The following is a 22,671-nucleotide window of genomic DNA, read 5'->3' as shown; positions in this document are numbered from 1 at the left end:
CATTTAATCTTCAGGTTGAACCGCTATTTTACCCTGTTCCACGCGGAACATCTTGCCCTTTTCGTCACTCATATCGATTACATGCTCGACACCAATGGCGCTGACAAACACCTGAGCCTGCGTGGCTTTCAGGCGTTCCGCCAGCAGGCGACGACGGGTGTCATCCAGCTCGGAGGCGAAGTCGTCAATCAGGTATAAACAGCGACGTCCGCTGCTGCGCGTCAGGTACTCGCCCTGCGCTAACCGCAACGCACACATCAGCAGCTTTAACTGACCGCGTGAGAGTAAATCTTCCACCGGCGTGCCTTCAGCACGAATCCGAAAATCGGCTTTGTGCGGACCGCTGGCGGTGTAGGTGAGCGCACGATCGCGCTCGAAGTTGCGCTCCAGCAGCTCGCCGAAGTCGCTCTCTTTGTCCCAGCCACGCTGGAAGGAGAAGCTCAGCGCAAACTCCGGTAAAAACTGGCTGCAGGTGACGGTGATTTCGCTGGCAATGGCTGCGCTGTATTCAGCGCGCCAGGCGCTGATCTGTTCTGCCAGCGGCACCAGCTCCTGATCCCATGGCCGGATCTGGCTGTAGCGCGCGACCTGGCGCAGCGCCGCGTTGCGCTGTTTCAGCAGGCGACGCAGATTGCTCCAGGCCAGAAAGAAACCGGGATAAGCATGAAAGCAGCCCCAGTCGATGTAGGCTCTACGGTATTTGGGGCCGCCGTTGAGCAAAGTAAACCCCTCTGGCGTAATCAGCTGCATCGGCAGCAGCTGCGCCAGCTCGGCGACTTTGTGGCCGTCGCTGCCGTCGATGCGGACTTTGCTGTCGCCGGCGCGGTTTTTACTCAGGCCGACCGCCAGCTCGCGCTCGCTGCCTTCAATCCGCCCGTGCAACACAAACGCGTCCTGATCGTGACGAATTACGCGTCCGGCCTGCAAACTGCGGAATGCACGGCCGTGACCCAGCGTATAAATCGCCTCCAGCACGCTGGTTTTACCGCTGCCGTTGGCGCCCACGAGAAAATTAAAGCCCGGCGCCAGCGTGAGATCGGCCTGCTCGATATTACGAAAATCTTTAATCAGGAGGCGGGTTAAAGCCATGAATCAATCCAGCCAGAGGGGGTTGCCTAACATTAACAATCCAGGCCGTTGGCGGCGCAGGCAGTCTGGCCACGGCCAGCGCGCAGGCCCTGGGAGCATACTGAAGTATGTGACCAGGGGCGAGCACTGCCCGGGACCAGAATGGCAAGTAAGCCAGGCCGATATTTTCTATTACAAACGCATGGGCATAACGACGTAGGCCGCAGCCGGACTGGCTACATCTTCAATCTGCACGCTGGAAACCGAATCCGTCAGCAGCAGACGCACGTTTTCGCACTTCAGCGCGTTCAGCACATCCAGCACGTAGCTGACGTTAAAGCCAATCTCCAGCTCGGTGCCGCTGTACGACACATCCAGCATCTCTTCCGCCTCTTCCTGCTCCGGGTTATTAGCGGTGATGCGCAGCTGATTTTCGGTGATATAGATGCGAACGCCGCGGAACTTTTCGTTCGACAGGATTGCCGCGCGGGCAAAAGCCTGTTTCAGCAGATCGCAGCCCGCTTCCAGCGCTTTGTCAGGATTCTTCGGCAATACGCGGCGATAATCCGGGAAACGGCCATCAACCAGCTTCGACGTAAAGATAAAGTCGCCGACATGCGCGCGAATGTTGCTGCTGCCAATCTGCACCTGCAGCGGCGTCTCACCGCCGTCCAGCAGACGAACCAGCTCAATCACACCTTTACGCGGTACGATCACCGAATGGTTCGGCAGCGCCTGTCCGACAGGCATCGAACAGACTGCCAGGCGATGGCCGTCAGTAGCAACGGTGCGCAGCTCTTCGCCTTCGGTCTCAAACAGCATGCCGTTGAGATAGTAACGCACATCCTGATGCGCCATGGAGAACTGCGTGGCTTCAATCAGGCGTTTGAGCGTGGCCTGCGGCAACGTGAATTCCACTTCGCTCTGCCAGTCGTCGAGATTCGGGAAGTCGCTGGCTGGAAGCGTCGACAGCGAAAAGCGGCTGCGGCCGGAGCGCACCAGCATGCGGTCACCTTCCAGCGTCAGACTGATCTCTGCGCCTTCAGGCAGACCACGGCAGATATCAAGAAACTTACGCGCCGGCACGGTGGTCGCGCCCGGTTCGTGCGGCTGGGTCAGCGCCACGCGCGCCACCATCTCCATCTCAAGATCGGTACCGGTCAGCAGCAGCGTGCCTTCATTCACCTGCAGCAGTAAATTTCCGAGGATCGGCAGCGTCGGGCGTCCGCCAAGCGGGCCACTCACCTGTTGCAGCGGCTTCAGCAACTGCTCACGTTCAACAATAAATTTCATATGCGTCAGGAAGATAATGTTCGAATGAGGTTAGAGAAATCTTCTTTGATGTCGTGGCTCTCTTCACGCAGCTGCTCGATTTTACGGCAGGCATGAAGCACGGTGGTATGGTCACGGCCACCAAACGCATCGCCAATTTCCGGCAGGCTGTGGTTGGTGAGCTCTTTGGCCATCGCCATCGCCATTTGACGCGGACGCGCTACCGAGCGCGAACGGCGCTTCGACAGCAAATCCGCCACTTTAATTTTGTAGTACTCGGCCACCGTCTTCTGGATGTTGTCGATGGTCACCAGCTTTTCCTGCAGTGCCAGCAGGTCGCGCAGCGCTTCGCGCACAAAATCGATGGTAATGGCACGCCCGGTAAAGTTGGCATTGGCAATCACACGATTCAGTGCCCCTTCCAGCTCACGCACGTTAGAGCGCAGACGCTTGGCAATAAAGAAGGCCACTTCGCCCGGCAGACGGATGTCGTTTTCGTCCGCCTTTTTCATCAGGATCGCGACACGCGTCTCCAGCTCAGGCGGCTCGATCGCCACGGTTAATCCCCAGCCAAAGCGTGATTTCAGACGATCTTCCACCCCGTTGATCTCTTTCGGGTAACGATCCGAGGTCAGGATGATCTGCTGATTACCTTCCAGCAGCGCGTTGAAGGTGTGGAAAAACTCTTCCTGCGAGCGCTCTTTATTGGCAAAGAACTGAATATCATCGATCAGCAACGCGTCCACCGAACGGTAGTAGCGCTTAAACTCCTCGATGGCGTTGTTCTGCAGCGCTTTCACCATATCCTGCACGAAGCGTTCAGAGTGCATATAAACCACTTTGGCATTCGGCTTGCGCGCGATGATGCCGTTGCCCACCGCGTGCAGCAGGTGCGTTTTGCCGAGGCCGGTGCCGCCATACAGGAACAGCGGGTTATAAGCGCCACCAGGATTATCCGCCACCTGACGTGCCGCCGCGCGCGCCAGCTGGTTGGACTTACCCTCAACGAAGTTGTCGAAGTTGTGGCGGTTATTCACGTTCGAGCGGTAGGTCACATCAGCCGGTGCCGGAACCGAATCCCAGCTCGGGCGCAGCGGCTGTGCCGGTGCCGGACGATTCTCAGCCGGTGCGGGCGCGCTGACGCTGCTGGCCATGGCGGGTTGCGTAGCAGCCACCGGCGCAACCGGGCGCGTGCCGACCTCAAAACGCAGCAGCGGCACGTTCGCACCGCAGAATTCATTCAGCAGCCCATTGATACTATTGAGATATTTATCCCGAACCCAGTCGAGTACAAACCGATTTGGTGCATACAAGGCCAGCGTATTGTCGTTCAATTCAGCCTGCAGCGGACGAATCCACATGCTGAATTCGGTGGCAGGAAGCTCATCCTGCAAACGGGCAAGACACTGTTGCCAAAGCGTAAGTGACACGGCGGACTCCACTCGTACAAAATCGATAAGAATTTCAGGCGCTAATAATAGAAACTGTCTTTTTTGACACAGGCGGTCAGAAAGCGCCTGCGACCGCTATCCGCGGTAGTCATCCCCGGCGATCGCAAGGAGGATCGTCAGCGGAAGGGCGGATCATAGCGCAAAGCGCCTCAGAGATCTTCCCTTTCTACACAGTTTTGATCCATTTTATCCACAGGGTGTCCAGGCATGCATCAGTTTACGCCGTCTGCGGAAAAAGCGAGCGGGGATCAGGCTGAAAGCGAGAAATTTTCCACCGCGCTCGCATTTTTGCCGTTACGATCGGCGCGGCGATCGCAAGAAGATCCTGGACGATCCTTGCGCTTTCCTTTATAGCCCGTATAATTCCCCACCCGGCATTGGCGCGTGAAGCTTTGATGCCCGGAATTAGCGGGCTGTATCAGAGTTTTCAGGTCTCGCGCCCAGCGAAGTAAATTGACTCCGGACTGTACAATTATTACAATCCCGCCTCTTTATTAAAGACACATTGAGGCGTCGGTCGTTTTACTGGCCCGAAAACGCGTCACCCAGTGAAATTTTTCAAGTTTAGGTAGAAATCGCCATGAAACGCACTTTTCAACCGTCCGTACTGAAGCGCAACCGTTCTCACGGCTTCCGTGCTCGTATGGCTACTAAAAATGGTCGTCAGGTTCTGGCACGTCGTCGTGCTAAAGGCCGTGCTCGTCTGACCGTTTCTAAGTAATAAAAGCTAACCCTCGTGGTTAAGCTCGCATTTCCCAGGGAGTTACGTTTGTTAACTCCCGCTCATTTCACTTTCGTCTTCCAGCAACCTCTTCGGGCTGGCACGCCGCAAATCACCATCCTCGGCCGCCTTAATTCGCTGGGGCATCCCCGCATCGGTCTTACCGTCGCCAAGAAGCACGTGAAACGCGCCCATGAACGCAACCGGATCAAGCGATTGACCCGCGAAAGCTTTCGTTTGCGTCAACACGAGCTGCCGCCGATGGATTTTGTCATCGTGGCGAAAAAAGGGATTGCTGACCTCGATAACCGTGCACTGACGGAAGCGTTGGAGAAATTATGGCGTCGTCACTGTCGCCTGGCGCGCGGCTCCTGATCGCCCTGATACGCGTTTATCAACGCGCCATCAGCCCACTGCTGGGACCTCATTGCCGGTTCCATCCCACCTGCTCGCAGTATGGGGTGGAAGCTGTACGCCGCTTCGGCATGTTAAAAGGCAGTTGGTTGACGATTAAACGCGTATTAAAATGCCACCCTTTGAACCCGGGTGGCGACGATCCGGTGCCGCCAAAAACCTTTGATACCAGAGAACATTAACGATGGATTCGCAACGCAATCTCTTTCTCATCGCTTTTCTGTTCGTGTCTTTTATGATCTGGCAAGCCTGGCAGACGGACCACGCTCCGCAGCCACAGCAGACCCAGACCACGCAGAACACAAGCAGCGCAGCGGGTGATGCCGCCACTTCCGGCGTGCCGGCTAGCGGCCAGGGCAAAACGATCACCGTTAAGACTGATGTCCTGTCACTCAACATTAATACCCGCGGCGGTGATATCGAGCAGGCACAGCTGCTGACTTACCCGGACAAACTGGGTTCAGACGCACCGTTCCAGCTGCTGGAAACCACTCCGGCCTTCGTTTATCAGGCGCAGAGCGGCTTAACCGGCCGTAACGGTCCGGATAACCCGAACAACGGCGCACGTCCGCTGTATACCGCTTCCCAGGATCACTTCGAGATGGCCGATGGCCAGACCGAGCTGCGCGTGCCGCTGAGCTGGACCGGTGAGAACGGCGTGGTTTACACCAAAACCTTCGTGTTCAAACGTGGCGAATTCGCGGTTAACGTTGACTACAACATCAATAACGCCTCGCAGCAGCCGCTGGAAGTGGCGATGTTTGGTCAGCTGAAGCAGACGATCGATCTGCCGAAGCATCGCGATACCGGCAGCAATAACTTTGCGCTGCACACTTTCCGTGGTGCCGCTTACTCGACCAGCGATGCGAAGTATGAAAAATACAAATTCGATACCATCGCTGATAACGAGAACCTGAACACCACCACCAGCAACGGCTGGGTGGCGATGCTGCAGCAGTACTTTGCGACCGCATGGGTGCCGCGCACTCAGGGTAACAATACGCTGTACACCAGCAATCTCGGCAATGGTGTGGCGGCAATCGGCTATAAGTCGGCGCCTGTGACCATCGCCGCCGGCGCACAGCAGGATCTCGGTGCCACTCTGTGGGTCGGTCCGGAAATCCAGGACAAAATGGCCGCTATCGCGCCGCACCTCGATCTGACCGTGGATTACGGCTGGCTGTGGTTCATCTCTCAGCCGCTGTTTAAGCTGCTGAAGTTCCTGCACAGCTTTATCGGTAACTGGGGCTTCTCCATTATCGTTATCACCTTCATCGTGCGTGGCATCATGTACCCGCTGACCAAAGCGCAGTACACCTCGATGGCCAAGATGCGTATGCTGCAGCCGAAGATTCAGGCCATGCGTGAGCGTCTGGGTGATGATAAGCAGAAGCAGAGCCAGGAGATGATGGCGCTGTATAAGGCGGAGAAAGTGAACCCGCTGGGCGGCTGTCTGCCACTGGTTATCCAGATGCCAATCTTCCTGGCGCTGTACTACATGCTGTCCGGTTCCGTTGAACTGCGTCATGCTCCGTTTGTACTGTGGATCCATGACCTGTCTGCGCAGGACCCGTACTATATTCTGCCGGTCATCATGGGTATCACCATGTTCTTCATTCAGAAGATGTCACCGACCACCGTGACCGATCCGATGCAGCAGAAGATCATGACTTACATGCCGGTTATCTTTACCGTGTTCTTCCTGTGGTTCCCGTCAGGTCTGGTGCTGTACTACATCGTCAGCAACCTGGTAACCATTCTCCAGCAGCAGCTGATTTATCGCGGGCTGGAAAAGCGTGGTTTACACAGCCGCGACAAGAAGAAAGCGTAACGCCCGGCAACGCTGAGCAGGACGCAACATCTCCAGGGGCGGCATTTATGCCGCCCTGTTTTTTTTGGAAGAAGGTACTTATGAGCCACAGTGACACTATTGTTGCCCAGGCGACGCCTCCCGGCCGTGGTGGCGTCGGTATTCTGCGTATTTCCGGTGGCAAAGCCGCTGAGGTGGCGCAGGCCGTGCTGGGCAAGCTGCCGAAGCCGCGCTACGCCGACTATCTGCCCTTTAACGATGCTGATGGCAGCGTGCTGGATCAGGGCATCGCGCTGTGGTTCCCGGGTCCGAACTCCTTTACCGGCGAAGATGTGCTGGAACTGCAGGGCCACGGCGGTCCGGTGATTCTCGATCTGCTGCTGAAGCGCATCGTGGCGCTGCCGGGTGTGCGCATTGCGCAGCCGGGCGAGTTCTCGGAACGCGCCTTTCTGAATGACAAGCTCGACCTGGCGCAGGCAGAAGCAATTGCCGATCTGATTGATGCCAGCTCCGAGCAGGCCGCCCGCTCCGCCGTCAACTCGCTGCAGGGTGCCTTTTCACTGCGCGTTAATGCGTTAGTGGAAGCACTTACTCACCTGCGCATCTATGTAGAAGCGGCGATTGATTTTCCGGATGAGGAGATCGACTTCCTTTCCGACGGCAAAATCGAAGCGCAGCTTAATGCGGTGATCGGCGATCTCAACGGCGTGCGCGCCGAAGCGCGTCAGGGCAGCCTGCTGCGTGAAGGGATGAAAGTGGTGATTGCCGGTCGTCCCAACGCCGGGAAATCGAGCCTGCTCAACGCACTGGCCGGACGCGAAGCGGCGATTGTGACGGATATCGCCGGCACCACGCGTGACGTGCTGCGCGAGCACATCCACATCGATGGCATGCCGCTGCACATCATCGATACCGCCGGTTTGCGTGAAGCCAGCGACGAAGTGGAACGTATCGGCATTGAACGCGCCTGGCAGGAGATTGAGCAGGCGGATCGCGTCCTGTTCATGGTAGATGGCACCACGACTGACGCCACTGAAGCCGCCGCCATCTGGCCTGATTTCGTGGCGCGCTTACCGGCTGCGTTGCCGATTACCGTGGTACGTAATAAAGCGGACATGACCGGTGAAACGCTGGGCCTGACAGAAGTAAATGGCCACTCACTTATTCGCCTGTCGGCGCGCACCGGTGCTGGCGTCGATACGCTGCGCGAGCACCTGAAACAGAGCATGGGCTTCGCTGGCAATATGGAAGGCGGCTTCCTCGCGCGTCGCCGCCATCTGCAGGCGCTGGAGTTAGCAGCCACTCACTTACAGCAGGGCAAAGATCAGCTGCTGGGAGCCTGGGCGGGCGAACTGCTGGCCGAAGAGCTGCGGCTGGCGCAGCAGGCGCTGAGCGAAATCACCGGCGAGTTTACCTCCGACGACCTGCTGGGCCGGATTTTCTCCAGCTTTTGTATTGGTAAGTAAAACAAACCTTTATATTAATGGCTGGCGGCGTCTCTACCGTTCGTCAGCCACTCCACGCTGTTCTTCCCGGTATTAACCCGCGTTAACCCCCAGTTCACTACCGCCAGTTGCGCGTGAAGCCGGGATTACCTGTGATAGCGGGTAAACCTTGATTCACACGCAATAGCGTGTAATGGTATCACGGTTGCCAGACTGGAGCGCCGCTATGAAAATCACCAGCGCCAAACAATTAAGTTCTTATCTCAAAGATAGAAGACTCACAGAGTCACTCTCGCAAGCGAAAGTCGCCAGCAAAATTGGGATTCGTCAGGATACCGTCTCGAGCTTTGAGCTACAGCCAGAAACCACCCGACTGGACACGCTGTTTCGTATTCTCGCTGCTCTGGATCTGGAAATGGAGATAAAACCCCGTGGTTTGCCATCGGCCAAACAGGACCCGGACGGCTGGAAGGAAGAGTGGTGATGACAGAACTGGATGTCTACATGAACGGCTATCGGACAGGCGTTTTCAGCAGGGCAGAAACCGGTGCACACACCTTCAGATATTATGAGAGCTGGCTGAATCAGCCGGGTAGCCGACCGATATCCCTCTCCATGCCTTTGCGCCACCAGCCTTACAAGGGCGCGGAGGTCTATAACTTTTTTGATAACCTGCTGCCTGATAACCCTGAAATTCGCGCACGTATTCTGTCTCGCTATCAGGCCAGCTCCACCCAGCCCTTTGACTTACTCGCAAAGGTCGGCAGCGACACCATTGGTGCGCTGCAATTGTTACCGCCTGACAGTAAACCGCACACTGTCCGAACGATCGATTACCGCAGGTTAAGCGATAGCGAACTGGAAAAAATCCTTTCAGGCTATCAGTCAGGCGCACCGCTTGGCATGCTGGAAGAGCTGACTGATTTTCGTATTTCACTGGCTGGCGCGCAGGAGAAAACGGCGCTGTTACGCATTAATCAACAATGGTGCCTGCCGCAGGGTAATACGCCCACCACCCATATTTTAAAATTGCCGATTGGCAATATTCAGAGCCATTCTCATCGCATCGATCTTTCAGATAGCGTGGAGAATGAGTGGCTTTGTACGCTGATTGCCAGAGAATTTGGCCTGGCAGTTCCCTCTTGCTTTATCGTAAACACCGGGAAAATTAAAGCACTGGCCGTGGAGCGGTTTGATCGGCGTTATGCGTCGGATGGACAGTGGATCATGCGGTTACCCCAGGAAGATTTTTGTCAGGTGCTGAATGTACCCGCGGCAGGAAAATATGAAAGCCACGGCGGCCCGGGCATTTCTGCGATTATGGATTATCTCCTGAATTCAGTTAATGCAGAACAGGATCGATATGATTTCATGAAAGCTCAGGTCCTGTTTTGGCTGCTGGCGGCCACCGATGGCCATGCCAAAAACTTTTCCATTTTTATCGAAGCGGAAGGACGTTTTCGCCTGACGCCGTTTTACGACATTCTTTCCGTTTATCCCGTGATTGGCGGTGCGGGATTACACATTCGTGATGCAAAGCTGGCAATGGGACTGAACGGGAGCAAAGGCCGGAAAGCCGCCATCGAACACATTTTTCCCCGCCATTTTATAGAAACCGCAAAAACGACAAAATTTGCCCTGACGGCGATGGCACATATCCTCGATGAGTTCAGAGCCAGGACGCCAGAAGTGATCCAACGCGTGCAGGAGCAAATCCCTGCAGCCTTCCCGTTACGCGTGAGCCAGACCATCCTCAATGGCTTTAAGGCGCGGGCCGCGCGTCTTCAGCAGTAAACGTTCAACGGTTGTCATGCGTGTTTGTTATTTGGCGCGCCCTCGCCTTTGTCGTATAACGGTTGAGGGTCGCCGCGTAAACGCAGCGGCCACATCCATTATTTATGCTAAAAATCAGGCGCAGGTTGTTGCCTGAACAGGAGAGAAACATGAGTACACCGCTCGACAGCGTGGCGCTGAACGCGCTGTTTACTGAAGCCCGCACCCATAGCTACTGGCAGGATAAACCGATTTCGCAGGAGGTGCTGAAGCAGCTCTATGCGCTGACGGCGCTGGGGCCGACCTCAGCCAACTGCTCGCCGGGCCGCTTTGTGTTCGTGACGTCTCAGGAAGGTAAAGAGAAGCTGAAACCGGCGCTCTCCTCAGGCAATGTAGATAAGACCATGGCGGCACCGGTGACGGTGATTGTGGCGTGGGATCCGACCTTTTATGAAGCACTGCCAAAACTGTTCCCGCATGGCGATGCACGCAGCTGGTTTACCAGCAGCCCGGATTTGGCCAAAGAGACCGCGTTTCGCAACAGCAGCCTGCAGGCGGGCTATCTGATTCTGGCGGCCCGCTCGCTGGGACTGGATGCCGGCCCGATGTCCGGTTTTGATCCGGCTAAAGTTAACGCCGCGTTCTTCAGCGAAAATAACTGGCAGGTCAACTTACTGATCAACCTTGGCTATGGCGAAGCCAGTAAGCTGCATCCGCGCCTGCCGCGTCTGAGCTTTGACGAAGCCAGCAAATTTGCCTGATACGTTAAGCCGCGCAGCCGCACGACGCGCTGCGCCATGACTTAGCCCAGCGAGTGAAAACCGCTGTTGAAGTAGACCATCGGCGCTGTCGCTTCGCCCGGCAGCGCAATACCCACGATACGCGCCAGCAGCACGCTGTGGGTGTTCCACTCCACCGTTTTTTCCAGCTGACAGTCGAAGCTCACCAGCGCATCAGCCAGCACGGGCGCGCCCGTATTAAGGGTTTGCCATTCACCACTCTGGAAACGCTCAGCGCGGCGCGTCGGCGAGCTGAACTGCGCGCACAGGTCATCGTGCTGCTCGCGCAGAACGTTCACGGCAAAGTAGCCCGCCTGCAGAATGGCATCGTGGCTTGATGCGCTGCGGTTAACGCAGACCAGCAGGCTGGGCGGTTCCGCTGCCAGCGAGCTGACCGAGGTGGCGATCAGCCCGAACTTTTCTCCGCTGGATGAGGTGGTCACCAGCGAGACACCGGCAGTGAGACGGCGCATGCCGTGACGAAATTCATCCAGCGAGATCGATTCCTGGCGAGCAAGAGAGGTAACAGACATAACAACTCCGACGTGCATGGTTTGCGATGCGCACGATTGGCAGATAGGTGAATAATTTAAGCACTTCATTGTGCAGCTCTTTCCTGTCCAAATCCTACACCACATCCGCCGCTTCGGCACCCCATCCGACACCAATGTGCAAAAGCCTCATATTCAATTGCAGCTCATGGCAATGAGATTCGCCTCGTCCTTATCTGAATTTACTGGCTATCCAGCGTAAGTCGGATGCAAACCCATGAGAAAATTCTTACAATAGCCCTGATGATTATCCGACCATTTTCACGGAGCGACAGATGGCTAGTCATTTTGTTCGTTGGGTGGTTAACCCGCCCCTCACCCCAGAGACCATGCGGGTTCCACAGGATGTGATGACCAGCGCCGGGCACCTGCCTGATAAGCGCCGTGGCCGCTTTCTTGCCGCACGCGCGCTGCTGGCCCAGCTGATGCTGCGCGTCTATGGTATTCGTGACCTGCCGCCGCTGATCGCCAGCAGCAGCGGTCGTCCCTGCTTTGCCGATCCTAATCTGCCTGACTTCAGTATCTCCTATGCCGGTAATATGGTCGGCGTGCTGCTGGCGGAAGAAGGCGGGCGCGCTGGCCTGGATATGGAAATCGTTCGGGCGCATAGCCGTCAGGCGCAGGATGCCCTTACGCAGGGGCTGTCATCGGGTGAAAAGGCGTGGATTAACGCCCAGCAGGATTTTATGGAAGCGGTGACGCAGATCTGGACGCTACGCCAGAGCATCCTCAAACTGACCGGCGAAGCCAACAGCGGTATTGATGCACTGCGGCTGCATCCGGCGGCCGGCCGGCTGCGATCCAGCGTCTATCCCGATATTCAGGCAGTGTGTGATGCCGAGCCGACGCTGGTATGGTCCTGCGCGCTGTCGCCCGGCACTGAGCGTTTACGGCTGTGGGAGATTGATGCGCAGCAGCAGTGGCAGTCGCTGCGCGATGTGGAGATGAGCAAACCCAACATCGGGCCGCGCACCCTGCGCCTCACCAGCCTGCCCGGCGAGCGTGTCGCCAGTCAGCCGGAAGTCAGGCATCCCGGATAACCAGGCCGCACCCGCGGCCTGTTGCGTTTAGTGCCCGTCGATAAAAGCGATTTTCAGCACAAACAGCAACGCCACCACCACCACGCACGGGCTGATTTCACGCCAGCGTCCGGTACCGAGTTTCATCACGCAGTAAGAGATAAAACCGAGCGCAATACCTTCGGTGATCGAGAAGCTGAACGGCATCATCGCCGCCGTGACAAATGCCGGCACCGCTTCGGTGAGATCGTCCCAGCGCACGCGCGCCAGCGAAGCCGTCATCAGTACGCCAACATAAATCAGCGCGCCGGCCGCCGCATAGGCGGGCACCATAGCAGCCAGCGGCGACAGGAACATCACCAGCAGGAACAGGATGCCGGTCACTACCGCCATCAGGCCGGTACGGCCACCAATCGCCACGCCGGATGAGCTTTCGATGTACGCCGTCACCGAAGAGGTGCCGATCAGCGAACCGGTGACGGAGCTGATGCTATCCACGTACAGCGCCTGTTTCATGCGCGGAAAAGTACCTTTCTCATCGGTCAGGCCCGCTTTATCGGTTACGCCAATCAGCGTACCGGATGAGTCAAACAGATTGACCAGCATGAAGGCGAAGATCACGCCCGCCATGCTCACGTTGAACGCGCCTTTGATATCGACCTGGCCGACCACCGAGGTGATGGCCGGCGGCGCGGCGAACAGCCCGGTAAACTTCACGTCGCCCAGCAGCAGACCGATCGCGGTGGTCACTACAATAGAAACCAGCACCGCCGCGTGGATATTGCGCGACGCCAGAATCGCAATGATAAAGAAGCCGAGCGCGCCGAGCAGCACGTTGTGCGAGGCCAGGTTGCCGACGGTCACGATGGTGTCCGCGTTGGGCACAATAATACCGGCGTTTTTCAGCCCCATCATGGCGATGAACAGACCAATACCGGCGGTGATGCCCACGCGCAGGCTGAGCGGAATATTGGCGATCATCCAGTAGCGTACGCGCAGCAGCGTCAGGATCAGCAGCCCCAGCGCACCCCAGAAGATTGCACCCATGCCAACCTGCCACGAGTAGCCCATAGCACCCACCACCACAAAGGCAAAGAAGGCGTTGAGGCCCATGGCCGGTGCCAGCGCCACCGGCAGATTGGCCACCAGCCCCATCAGGATGCTGCCGAACGCAGCAATCACGCAGGTGGTAACAAACACCGCCTGGGTGTCCATGCCTGCGGCACCAAGAATCTGCGGGTTAACGAAGACGATGTACACCATCGTCAGGAAAGTAGTGAAACCGGCAATCACTTCGGTGCGCGCGGTGGTTCCGTGTTCCTGCAGCCTGAAAATACGCTGCAAAAGGCCCTGCTCGTTCATTTCGCTGTTCCGATGAAAAATTTATCGCCGCGTATCCTATAGACTTTAGCGCCGCAAAACACTGATTTTTCGCAACCGGTTGCCTGGGGTCGCTTTCTGCGCTGAGTGCGCTAGAGTGACAGCTTGTTGTTTACTAAAAGGATGAGGTGCGATGTCAGTTGAATGTATCTTTTTTGATTGCGACGGCACGCTGGTCGACAGCGAAGTGATCTGCACGCAGTCCTACGTCAACACCTTTGCCCGTTACGGTATCGAACTCTCGCTGCAGCAGATGTTTGAGCAGTACAAAGGGGTGAAGCTTTACGACATCATCCGCGATGTGACGGCACAGCATCAGGTGACGCTGCCGCTGGCTGAGGTGGAGAGTGCCTACCGCGCGGAAGTGGCGCGCCTGTTTGATCTTGATCTGCAGCCGATTGCCGGCGCCAGAGCGCTGGTGGAGCGCGTGAAGGTGCCGATGTGCGTGGTGTCGAACGGTACGGTGAAGAAGATGGAGCATTCACTGGGGCTGACCGGCATGCTGCCGTATCTGAGCGGACGCCTGTACAGTGGCTATGACATTAATCACTGGAAACCGGATCCGGAGCTGATGTATCACGCGGCGGAACAGATGCAGGTGCCGATTGAAAAGTGCATTCTGGTGGATGATTCAGAGGCTGGCGCGCGGGCTGGCATCGCCGCTGGCATACCGGTGTTTTACTACTGTGCCGATGCACACAATCCGGTGATTGATCACCCGCTGGTGACGCGTTTTGACGATATGGCGCAGCTGCCAGCGCTGTGGCGTGCACGTGGCTGGGATCTGGTCAGGTAAGTGCGCGCAGCCCCCTCATCCCAGCCTTCTCCCGCCAGCGGGAGAAGGGGCCGATCGAGCGGGTGTTAAGGTGAAGCACAGGTTTGTAAAACCGCACTGAACGGTTCCCTCTCCCGTTTGCGGGAGAGGGTTAGGGTGAGGGGAAAAAATCACCCAATCGCGCCCAGCGAATCCTCATTGCCCTGGCTTTTTGGCAGCAGGAACAGCGTAGCGACAATATCCAGCAGATAAATCAGCGCCAGCAGCGTAATCGCAGCGGTGAACGAAATATGCGTGGCCAGCATGCCGATCACCAGCGGACCGAAACCGCCGACGCCGCGGCCGAGGTTGAACAGCACGTTCTGCGCGGTGGCGCGCGCCTGCGGTGGGAAAGTGTCCGATATCAGCGCGCCGTAGCCGCCAATCATGCCGTTAACAAACATCCCCATGATGGCACCGGTAAACAGCATCACCGTCGGGTCGCGCAGCTGGGCGTAAACCACCACCATCGCCACGGCGCCAAACTGGTACAGCAGGAAAATCTTCCAGCGCGCAAAGCGGTCCGCCAGCACGCCGAACAGCCAGATGCCGAACGTCATGCCCACTACCGTAACGGCCGTCCACAGGCCGGATTTGGTCAGGCTGAAGCCGAAGCTGGAAGAGAGATAGCTTGGCATCCAGATCATCAGGCCGTAATAACCGAAATTCTGCACCGAACAAAGAATCAGAATGCCGAGGCTGGCTTTGCTGGTGGCGCGATCGGCAAACAGCAGTTTAATGCGCGCGGAAAAGGAGAGCTGCGGAGTTTTTTCCACATGGCGGGTGAAGGCTTCCGGCTCGCCCATGCTGCGGCGAATCACAAACGACACCAGCGCCGGCAGCAGGCCAACCAGGAACATACCGCGCCAGCCAATCACGCTCAGCAGCGGCGGCGTGATAAAGGCCGCCAGCAATACGCCGAGCTGCCAGCCGATACCCACCCACGCCGAGGCGCGGTTGCGCTTCTCCTTCGGCCAGGCTTCGGCAATCAGCGCCATGCCGATGCCAAACTCACCGCCCAGCCCCATGCCCGCCAGCGTACGATACGCCAGCAGATCCCAGTAGCCCTGCGCCACGGCGCACAGCCCGGTGAACAGCGAGAACATCAGGATCGTCACGGTCAGAATGCGGATGCGGCCGTAGCGATCGCTCAGATGACCAAACACAATGCCGCCGACCACCGCGCCGATCAGCGTCCAGGTCACCAGCGAACCGGCCTGCGACGCATCCAGCGCCAGCGACACGCTGATCGCCGGCAGCATAAATCCCAGAATCAGCAGATCAAATCCATCCATGGCATAGCCGCTGACGGCAGCCACCATTGCTTTCGCCGGCGTAACGGCGGTTTTGTTGTTATTTGCAGAGGACATAAAACAGCACCTGGCAGAAAAATGTGCGCCAAGTATAAAGAGAGCGGCAGGTTGAGAACAGGCAGAAATCAAGCGCACTGCCTGTCAGCCTCAGCGCTAACAGGCAGTCATCACGTCAATCAGGAGGGTTTATTACTGCCGTCGTCGCCCGACAGCAGTTCATCCAGCTTGTCACCGCCCACGTGACGGAAATCCTGACCTTTCACGAAATAGAAGATAATTTCGCAGATGTTCTGGCAGCGGTCACCGATGCGCTCGATGGCGCGCGCGCAGAACAGCGCGGTGAGCACGCTGGGAATGGTGCGCGGATCTTCCATCATGTAGGTCATCAGCTGGCGCACAATGCCTTCGTACTCTTTATCCACCTTTTTGTCTTCGCGGTAGATCTTGATGGCTTCGTTGAGATCCATGCGCGCGAAGGCATCCAGCACGTCGTGCAGCATCTGCACGGTGTGATGCCCGAGCGACTCAAGGCTCACCAGCAGCGGCAGGTGCTGCTGACCGAACTTCTCCAGCGCGGTACGGCTGATCTTCTCCGCCACGTCGCCGATGCGTTCCAGCTCCGAAATGGTTTTGATGATCGCCATCACCAGACGCAGGTCGCTGGCGGTAGGCTGACGCTTGGCGATGATGCGCACACAGGCTTCATCAATCTCCACTTCCATCATGTTGACCTTCTGGTCACCGTCGATCACCCGGCGCGCCAGTTCGCCATCCTGGTTATGCATCGCGGTGATGGCATCGGTAAGCTGCTGCTCCACCATGCCACCCATGATCATCACCTGGGTACGAATGTGCTCCAGCTCCGCGTTGAACTGACCGGAGATATGTTTGTTCAGATTTAAATTATCCATGTTTCTCTCCTGAATCAGCCGTAACGACCGGTGATGTAATCTTCTGTCTGCTTCTGCGCTGGCTTGGTAAACAGCGTGTCGGTGTCGCTGAACTCAATCAGCTCGCCCAGATACATAAACGCCGTGTGATCGGAACAGCGCGCCGCCTGCTGCATGTTGTGGGTCACGATGACCACGGTGTAATCCTGCTTCAGCTCGGTAATCAGCTCTTCGATGCGTCCGGTGGAGATCGGATCCAGCGCCGAACATGGCTCATCCAGCAGCAGCACTTCCGGGCGAATTGCGATGCCGCGCGCGATGCACAGGCGCTGCTGCTGACCGCCGGAGAGACTGTAACCGCTCTGGTGCAGCTTGTCTTTGGTTTCATTCCACAGCGCGGCTTTGCTCAGCGCCCACTGCACGCGCTCATCCATATCGGCACGCGACAGCTTCTCAAACAGCCGCACGCCAAAGGCGATGTTGTCATAAATCGACATCGGAAACGGCGTCGGCTTCTGGAACACCATGCCGACGCGCGCGCGCAGCAGGGCGATATCCTGATGCGATGCCAGAATGTTGTCGCCATCCAGCAGAATTTCACCCTCAGCACGCTGCTCCGGATAGAGCGAGTACATTTTGTTGAAGGTGCGCAGCAGGGTGGATTTGCCGCAGCCCGACGGACCGATAAACGCCGTCACCTGGTTTTTGGCGATATCCAGATTAATGTTCTTCAGCGCGTGGAACTTACCGTAGTGGAAATTCAGATTGCGCACCTGAATTTTACCGGCAGAAGGAGTTGCCATACTCATTGCTCATCTCTCATGTGCAGCGCCGCCGAAGCCGCGCCGGAAAATTAGTGTTTGCCTTTGGCGAAAATCACGCGCGCCACGATGTTCAGCAGCAGCACGCACAGCGTAATAATCAGCACACCGGCCCACGCCAGGCTCTGCCATTCGGCAAACGGGCTCATGGCGAATTTGAAGATGGTCACCGGCAGGTTGGCCAGCGGCTGCATCATGTCGGTGCTCCAGAACTGGTTCGACAGCGCGGTGAACAGCAGCGGTGCGGTTTCACCGGCAATGCGCGCAATCGCCAGCAGCACACCGGTAATGATGCCGGAGACCGAGGCTTTCAGCGTAATAGCCGAGATCATCTTCCACTTCGGCGTGCCCAGCGCATATGCCGCTTCACGCATGCTGTCCGGCACCAGCCGCAGCATATTTTCGGTGGTACGAATCACAATAGGCACCTGCAGCAGCGCCAGCGCTATCACACCGGCCCAGCCGGAGAAGTGCTGCATCTGCGCCACCACGATGGTGTACACGAACAGGCCGACCACAATTGACGGTGCGGACAGCAGGATGTCGTTAATGAAGCGAATCACTTCCGCCAGCCAGTGCTTGCGGCCATATTCTGCCAGGTAGATACCCGCCAGAATGCCCAGCGGCGTGCCAAAGAAGGTGGACCAGAAGATCAGCAGGCCGCTGCCCGCCAGGGCGTTCGCCAGACCACCGCCCGCGGTGTTGGGCGGCGGCGTGGATTCGGTAAACAGCGTCCAGCTCAGGCCATCGATCCCTTTCGTGACGGTGGTGAACAGAATCCAGATCAGCCAGAACAGGCCGAACGCCATGGTCAGCAGCGAAAGCGTCAGGGCAATTTTGTTTTTGGTGCTGCGCCACGCCTGCATTTTACGGCGTGAGGCTTCCAGCTCGGCGCGCGCCTGCATTTCAATTGCTGTCATGAACGGGCTCCTTCACTCTTCGCCAGACGCAGGATCATCAGTTTGGAGATCGCCAGTACGATAAAGGTAATCACGAACAGAATCAGGCCAAGCTCCATCAGCGCCGCCACGTGCACGCCGGATTCGGCTTCGGCGAACTCGTTCGCCAGCGCCGAGGTGATACTATTGCCGGGCATAAACAGCGACGCGCTGTCCAGCTGGTAGGTATTACCGATGATAAAGGTGACCGCCATGGTTTCGCCCAGCGCGCGGCCGAGACCCAGCATCACGCCGCCGATCACGCCGTTTTTGGTAAACGGCAGCACGATGCGCCAGATCACTTCCCAGGTGGTGCAGCCGATGCCGTAGGCCGACTCTTTCATCATCACCGGCGTCTGTTCGAACACATCGCGCATCACCGAGGCGATGTAAGGGATAATCATGATGGCGAGGATCACGCCCGCCGCCAGAATGCCGATGCCGAAGGCCGGACCGGAGAACAGCGCGCCGACGATCGGGATATTTGCCAGCACGTCGCCAACCGGCGTCTGGAAATACTCCGCGAACAGCGGAGCAAAGATAAACAGGCCCCACATGCCGTACACGATGCTGGGAATGGCCGCCAGCAGCTCAATCGCGGTACCCAGCGGACGGCGCAGCCAGTTTGGTGCCAGCTCGGTCAGAAACAGGGCAATACCGAAACTCACCGGCACCGCGATGATTAAGGCAATCAGTGAGGTTACGAGGGTGCCGTAAATCGGCACCAGCGCACCAAATTCTTCGTTTGGCGCATCCCAGGTTTTGCTCCACAGAAAGGAGAAGCCAAATTTCTGGATGCTCGGCCAGGAGGAGAAAATCAGGGAGACGATAATGCCACCCAGCAGCAGTAACACAATCAGCGCGGAGAGCTTCACCAGCGCGCCGAATATCATGTCGCCTTGCTTGCCCGGTGCTTTAAACGTCGGCTTAGTGGCAGCCATAGAATTCTCGATCTCAGAGGGTAATCAGGGCGGCAACGAGGCCGCCCATCAGGCTGGCCAGCGCGGGCGCTGGCCGAGTCATACACTTACTGGTACAGCGCTTTACCGGAACTGTCTTTGATGTTGGCTTTCCAGGCAGCACGAATCTGATTCGCGACGCTCTCTGGCAGCGCTGCGTAATCCAGCGCCGTAGCGGTTTTGCTGCCGCCTTTGTACGCCCAGTCAAAGAACTTCAGCACTTCACTGCCCTTCTCCGCATTCGCCTGCTCTTTGTAGATCAAGATGAAGGTGGTTGAGGTGATCGGCCATGCATCGTTGCCTTTCTGGAAGGTCAGATCCTGGGCAAAGGTTTTGCTCCAGTCAGCGCCTTTGGCGGCATTAGCAAAGCTGGCTTCGCTCGGTGCCACTGGCTTACCATCGGCATCAACCAGTTTGGTGTAAGTCAGGTTGTTCTGTTTGGCGTAGGCGTACTCTACGTAGCCAATCGAGCCCGGCAGACGCTGTACAAACGCGGCCACGCCGTCGTTACCTTTACCGCCCAAGCCGGTTGGCCAGTTAACGGTGTTGCCTTTACCGATTTTGCTGTTCCAGGTCTCGTTCACTTTAGACAGGTAGCTGGTGAAGACGAAAGAGGTGCCGGAACCATCTGCGCGGCGCACCACGTTGATGTTGGTGTCTGGCAGCTTCACGCCCGGGTTCAGTTTGGTGATCGCCGGATCGTTCCACTTTTTGATGGTGCCGAGATAGATGTCGCCGACCGTTTTACCGTCGAGCGTCAGCTCACCAGATTTAACGCCGGGAATGTTCACCGCCAGCACCACGCCACCGATCACCGTCGGGAACTGGAACAGCCCATTTTTCTGCAGATCTTCTTCTTTCATCGGCGCATCGGACGCACCGAAATCCACGGTTTTGGCAATGATTTGCTTCACGCCACCCGAGGAACCAATACCCTGATAGTTGATTTTGCTACCGGTGGCTTGCTGATACTCTGCTGCCCACTTGGCATAAACCGGTGCCGGGAACGTCCCGCCTGCGCCTGTCAGGTCGGTGGCTGCAAAAGCAGAAACCGCGCTTACTGCGAAGGTGGCGGCGAGAATTCGGGCTACGGTGCTACGCATCAGTGTCATGTTCCCTCCAGGGGATTAAAAATCAGGCTTGACGCCGTTTTAGTAAGAGTCAGTGATTGCTGCTGGAGGCAAAATAGGACAGTTTGATGACAGTGAAATGTACGAATTGTGACAGTTATATGACAACCGGGTCGGCTGGCAAATCAGAGGTAATTAATGAAAACCACCGTGCTGCCGGTAAAGTTACCGGGACTGGGGGTTGTTGAGGAGAGCGTCGAAATCAGCGTGAACGGCGTCGTCACGTTAGCCCGCACTAATCGCGGTTTATTCAGGCTCCCGTCAGCCAGTGATAACAGCGTACTGATGTTGTTGCTCAGTTTGAGGATATTGATCCCACCGGCAAGCGCAAAACTGATATTCACATCACGGTTGCAGAAAAGCGAGAAGTTAACGCTGGCTTTGGCGCCATTAACGGCGGCCGGGGCCAGCGTACCATGATTAATGTTCAGCGCGGCTCCGCTTACCGAACAGGATACCGGCACCACCGGAATGTTGACGCAAGGTGCCCAGGGCGCAACCATTCCGGAATAGTCAGTTACGGTCGCGGAGGCTGTCACAAAGCTGCCGCAGTATGAACTGTAATAACGGGTATCTGAGTTACGCAGAAACTTGCCACCCCGACCATTAAAACGGATAAAACGTTCAGCCACCGAGGCCAGGCTCTCGCCCTGATCGACGTAAATTTGTGGCCCGCCCGCAGCGCTGAATACGGTGCCATGCCCGATAAACCAGGCGCTGACACCGATGCCTGCTGCGCAGGTTCTCTCTGAAGAGTTACAGCGGGCATAGCCGGATATCATACCGACATCCACCACTGACCAGGTAATTTCAACCTGGCTTGCGTTGACCCAGCGAATGCCATCCACGCGCGGGGCTTCCATCGCTTGCGCTGAAAAGAACAGCAGCAGGCCAGCGAAAAAAGCCAGATAGCGGAAAACAAGCCCTGTTAGCATTGGTCTAATCCTGTGGTTGCGTCAACGCCGATCATCTACTGGTACTCAACCACCAGCGCAGCAAAAGCAGAAAAGTCACCGCTGGTTAACACCGCGGCGTTTTTTTTCACCGGTACCACCTGAATGACGGGCAGCGCAGGAAAGGTAAACGGCAGCCAGTTATTCAGTGCCAGGGCATTTTCGCCATTTTTACCGCTTAATATCTGAATCGCCAAATCACGCTGGCTGGTCGCCAGCAAAGCAGAATTAAATGCGCTTCCGGTGCCACTGATTTGTACACGCATACTCTTATCGGGATTATTGCTACAGGTTAACGTCCAGGAGACAGGTTTTCTGTAGCTGTCACCATTGATCTGGGAAATAACCACTGAACCAAACTCCACCATAATTGGCTTTTCGCCGTTAATCTGACATAACGGTGGTTCGATTAGCTGTCCACTGAAGTTAGCCTGCACGCTGAAAGCAGCCACTGCGCTATACTTCAGCATAGCGGGCAGCAATAGTGCCATTAACCACGTTCGTTTCATTTATTGCAGTTCCACTACCAGTGTTGCCGCTGAAGTAAAACTTCCGCCCGTTAAACTGCTGCTGTTATCTTTCACCGGGACGGCCGTAATAACCGGCAGCGCGGGATAAGTAAAGTTTACCCAGCTGGTATTAATATTTAACCTTTCAGCGTTAGACTTAAAAAACGCAATGCCTAAACCGCTAACGGATGCGCGTAACGCGCCGCTATCGAAGCTGGCTGCATTCCCCTGTAGCTGGAGTTTAAGCGCATTAGAGGGAAGATTAGTGCAGGAAAGCGTAAATGACACAGGTTGCTGATACGCTTTCCCATCTATTTTATCGGTGCGCACATCGCCGAAATTAACACTGATCGGCATACCATTATTTATTTTACAGTCGGCAGGTACCATCACGTTACCAGAAATATTCACACTGAATGACGATGCCAGTGCATCGGATAAAAGCACCAGACACAAAAAAGTAAATATGAAATAACGCGCCATAAATTCCTACATGCAGAGAACGAGTTTGGCTTGCTACATGCATCAGAAAGCTTATGACTGAAAGGTTAAATTAAAGTTAAACAAAACAGAAGTGAAGGACAGCCAGAGAATTATGAAAGTTGATTTCACATATCAGGGAAAAATTAATTCACAACGTTCACAGAATTCACGATTAATT

24 protein-coding genes are annotated in these 22,671 nt (G+C 56.5%); 10 read left to right on the top strand and 14 right to left on the bottom strand.

From position 1 onward, the window contains the following. Positions 1 to 3: 3 nt before the first annotated feature. The 3 genes from recF to dnaA form a co-directional block, all read right to left on the bottom strand. Positions 4 to 1,089, bottom strand: a complete 1,086-nt coding sequence (gene recF / locus AC6I79_RS00185; RefSeq protein ID WP_136546224.1) for a DNA replication/repair protein RecF — start codon at positions 1,087 to 1,089, stop codon at positions 4 to 6. A gap of 171 nt (positions 1,090 to 1,260) precedes the next feature. Continuing rightward, positions 1,261 to 2,361, bottom strand: a complete 1,101-nt coding sequence (gene dnaN, locus AC6I79_RS00180; protein WP_010617831.1) for a DNA polymerase III subunit beta — start codon at positions 2,359 to 2,361, stop codon at positions 1,261 to 1,263. Between the two features lie 5 nt (positions 2,362 to 2,366). Continuing rightward, complete coding sequence (dnaA, locus tag AC6I79_RS00175; protein ID WP_031279599.1) at positions 2,367 to 3,770, bottom strand: chromosomal replication initiator protein DnaA; 1,404 nt, start codon at positions 3,768 to 3,770, stop codon at positions 2,367 to 2,369. A gap of 601 nt (positions 3,771 to 4,371) precedes the next feature. On the opposite strand from dnaA, the gene rpmH reads away from it, so the two are divergent. From rpmH to AC6I79_RS00135, 8 genes are all read left to right on the top strand, one after another. Further along, positions 4,372 to 4,512, top strand: coding sequence for a 50S ribosomal protein L34 (gene rpmH, locus AC6I79_RS00170; protein ID WP_000831330.1), 141 nt, complete (start codon positions 4,372 to 4,374; stop codon positions 4,510 to 4,512). A 15-nt stretch (positions 4,513 to 4,527) separates the two neighbouring features. Further along, complete coding sequence (gene rnpA, locus AC6I79_RS00165) at positions 4,528 to 4,887, top strand: ribonuclease P protein component (RefSeq protein WP_040679622.1); 360 nt, start codon at positions 4,528 to 4,530, stop codon at positions 4,885 to 4,887. Further along, positions 4,851 to 5,108: a membrane protein insertion efficiency factor YidD gene (gene yidD, locus AC6I79_RS00160; protein WP_071813586.1), complete on the top strand. Its 258-nt coding sequence runs from the start codon at positions 4,851 to 4,853 to the stop codon at positions 5,106 to 5,108. The genes rnpA and yidD overlap by 37 nt, the downstream gene beginning before the upstream one ends. Before the next feature lie 2 nt (positions 5,109 to 5,110). Then, the gene (gene yidC / locus AC6I79_RS00155; RefSeq protein WP_159377268.1) at positions 5,111 to 6,757 is read left to right on the top strand and encodes a membrane protein insertase YidC; all 1,647 of its coding nucleotides are present in this window, start codon (positions 5,111 to 5,113) and stop codon (positions 6,755 to 6,757) included. Positions 6,758 to 6,837: 80 nt separating this feature from the next. Then, the gene (gene mnmE / locus AC6I79_RS00150; RefSeq protein ID WP_021506917.1) at positions 6,838 to 8,202 is read left to right on the top strand and encodes a tRNA uridine-5-carboxymethylaminomethyl(34) synthesis GTPase MnmE; all 1,365 of its coding nucleotides are present in this window, start codon (positions 6,838 to 6,840) and stop codon (positions 8,200 to 8,202) included. 205 nt (positions 8,203 to 8,407) lie between these two features. Then, a complete protein-coding gene (locus AC6I79_RS00145) occupies positions 8,408 to 8,665 on the top strand; it encodes a helix-turn-helix domain-containing protein (protein ID WP_104094318.1) in 258 nt (85 codons plus the stop codon). Continuing rightward, positions 8,665 to 9,975, top strand: coding sequence for a type II toxin-antitoxin system HipA family toxin (locus tag AC6I79_RS00140; RefSeq protein WP_159377269.1), 1,311 nt, complete (start codon positions 8,665 to 8,667; stop codon positions 9,973 to 9,975). The genes AC6I79_RS00145 and AC6I79_RS00140 overlap by 1 nt, the downstream gene beginning before the upstream one ends. Positions 9,976 to 10,124: 149 nt before the next feature. Further along, on the top strand, positions 10,125 to 10,715 hold the full coding sequence (locus AC6I79_RS00135; protein WP_021506918.1) for a malonic semialdehyde reductase: 591 nt from the start codon (positions 10,125 to 10,127) through the stop codon (positions 10,713 to 10,715). A 41-nt stretch (positions 10,716 to 10,756) separates the two neighbouring features. Here AC6I79_RS00135 and AC6I79_RS00130 read toward each other — a convergent pair whose 3' ends face one another. Next, positions 10,757 to 11,266: a flavin reductase family protein gene (locus tag AC6I79_RS00130; RefSeq protein WP_031279601.1), complete on the bottom strand. Its 510-nt coding sequence runs from the start codon at positions 11,264 to 11,266 to the stop codon at positions 10,757 to 10,759. A 293-nt stretch (positions 11,267 to 11,559) separates the two neighbouring features. Between AC6I79_RS00130 and AC6I79_RS00125 the strand changes: the two genes are divergently transcribed. After that, complete coding sequence (locus tag AC6I79_RS00125) at positions 11,560 to 12,324, top strand: 4'-phosphopantetheinyl transferase family protein (RefSeq protein ID WP_031279602.1); 765 nt, start codon at positions 11,560 to 11,562, stop codon at positions 12,322 to 12,324. A gap of 27 nt (positions 12,325 to 12,351) precedes the next feature. Here the strand turns inward: AC6I79_RS00125 and AC6I79_RS00120 are convergent, their stop codons facing one another. Further along, positions 12,352 to 13,665: an NCS2 family permease gene (locus AC6I79_RS00120; protein WP_159377270.1), complete on the bottom strand. Its 1,314-nt coding sequence runs from the start codon at positions 13,663 to 13,665 to the stop codon at positions 12,352 to 12,354. Between the two features lie 151 nt (positions 13,666 to 13,816). Here AC6I79_RS00120 and yieH point away from each other — a divergent pair, with 151 nt between their 5' ends. After that, the gene (gene yieH, locus AC6I79_RS00115; RefSeq protein ID WP_058758205.1) at positions 13,817 to 14,479 is read left to right on the top strand and encodes a 6-phosphogluconate phosphatase; all 663 of its coding nucleotides are present in this window, start codon (positions 13,817 to 13,819) and stop codon (positions 14,477 to 14,479) included. Between the two features lie 149 nt (positions 14,480 to 14,628). On the opposite strand, the gene AC6I79_RS00110 is transcribed toward yieH, so the two are convergent. From AC6I79_RS00110 to AC6I79_RS00070, 9 genes are all read right to left on the bottom strand, one after another. After that, a complete protein-coding gene (locus AC6I79_RS00110; RefSeq protein WP_136546230.1) occupies positions 14,629 to 15,867 on the bottom strand; it encodes an MFS transporter in 1,239 nt (412 codons plus the stop codon). Between the two features lie 119 nt (positions 15,868 to 15,986). Then, positions 15,987 to 16,721 (bottom strand): phosphate signaling complex protein PhoU, encoded by a 735-nt coding sequence (phoU, locus tag AC6I79_RS00105; protein ID WP_021506924.1) that lies wholly within the window; start codon positions 16,719 to 16,721, stop codon positions 15,987 to 15,989. A 14-nt stretch (positions 16,722 to 16,735) separates the two neighbouring features. Beyond that, positions 16,736 to 17,509 carry a phosphate ABC transporter ATP-binding protein PstB gene (gene pstB, locus AC6I79_RS00100; RefSeq protein ID WP_021506925.1) on the bottom strand — a complete coding sequence of 258 codons (774 nt, stop codon included), beginning with the start codon at positions 17,507 to 17,509 and terminating at the stop codon, positions 16,736 to 16,738. A 44-nt stretch (positions 17,510 to 17,553) separates the two neighbouring features. Then, positions 17,554 to 18,441 (bottom strand): phosphate ABC transporter permease PstA, encoded by an 888-nt coding sequence (gene pstA, locus AC6I79_RS00095; RefSeq protein WP_021506926.1) that lies wholly within the window; start codon positions 18,439 to 18,441, stop codon positions 17,554 to 17,556. Then, positions 18,438 to 19,400 (bottom strand): phosphate ABC transporter permease PstC, encoded by a 963-nt coding sequence (gene pstC / locus AC6I79_RS00090; RefSeq protein ID WP_150059680.1) that lies wholly within the window; start codon positions 19,398 to 19,400, stop codon positions 18,438 to 18,440. The genes pstA and pstC overlap by 4 nt, the downstream gene beginning before the upstream one ends. 86 nt (positions 19,401 to 19,486) lie before the next feature. After that, the gene (gene pstS / locus AC6I79_RS00085) at positions 19,487 to 20,530 is read right to left on the bottom strand and encodes a phosphate ABC transporter substrate-binding protein PstS (RefSeq protein WP_127833474.1); all 1,044 of its coding nucleotides are present in this window, start codon (positions 20,528 to 20,530) and stop codon (positions 19,487 to 19,489) included. Between the two features lie 143 nt (positions 20,531 to 20,673). Further along, on the bottom strand, positions 20,674 to 21,483 hold the full coding sequence (locus AC6I79_RS00080) for an MrpH family fimbial adhesin (RefSeq protein ID WP_104094320.1): 810 nt from the start codon (positions 21,481 to 21,483) through the stop codon (positions 20,674 to 20,676). Positions 21,484 to 21,518: 35 nt separating this feature from the next. After that, positions 21,519 to 22,010 carry a fimbrial protein gene (locus AC6I79_RS00075; RefSeq protein ID WP_031279604.1) on the bottom strand — a complete coding sequence of 164 codons (492 nt, stop codon included), beginning with the start codon at positions 22,008 to 22,010 and terminating at the stop codon, positions 21,519 to 21,521. Further along, on the bottom strand, positions 22,011 to 22,493 hold the full coding sequence (locus tag AC6I79_RS00070) for a fimbrial protein (protein ID WP_150361072.1): 483 nt from the start codon (positions 22,491 to 22,493) through the stop codon (positions 22,011 to 22,013). Positions 22,494 to 22,671 lie beyond the last annotated feature (178 nt).

The sequence above is a fragment of the gamma proteobacterium symbiont of Scutellera amethystina genome (genome assembly GCF_059730845.1).
Note: the sequence above shows the minus strand (reverse complement) of the source record. Positions and strands in the feature narration are given on the sequence as shown.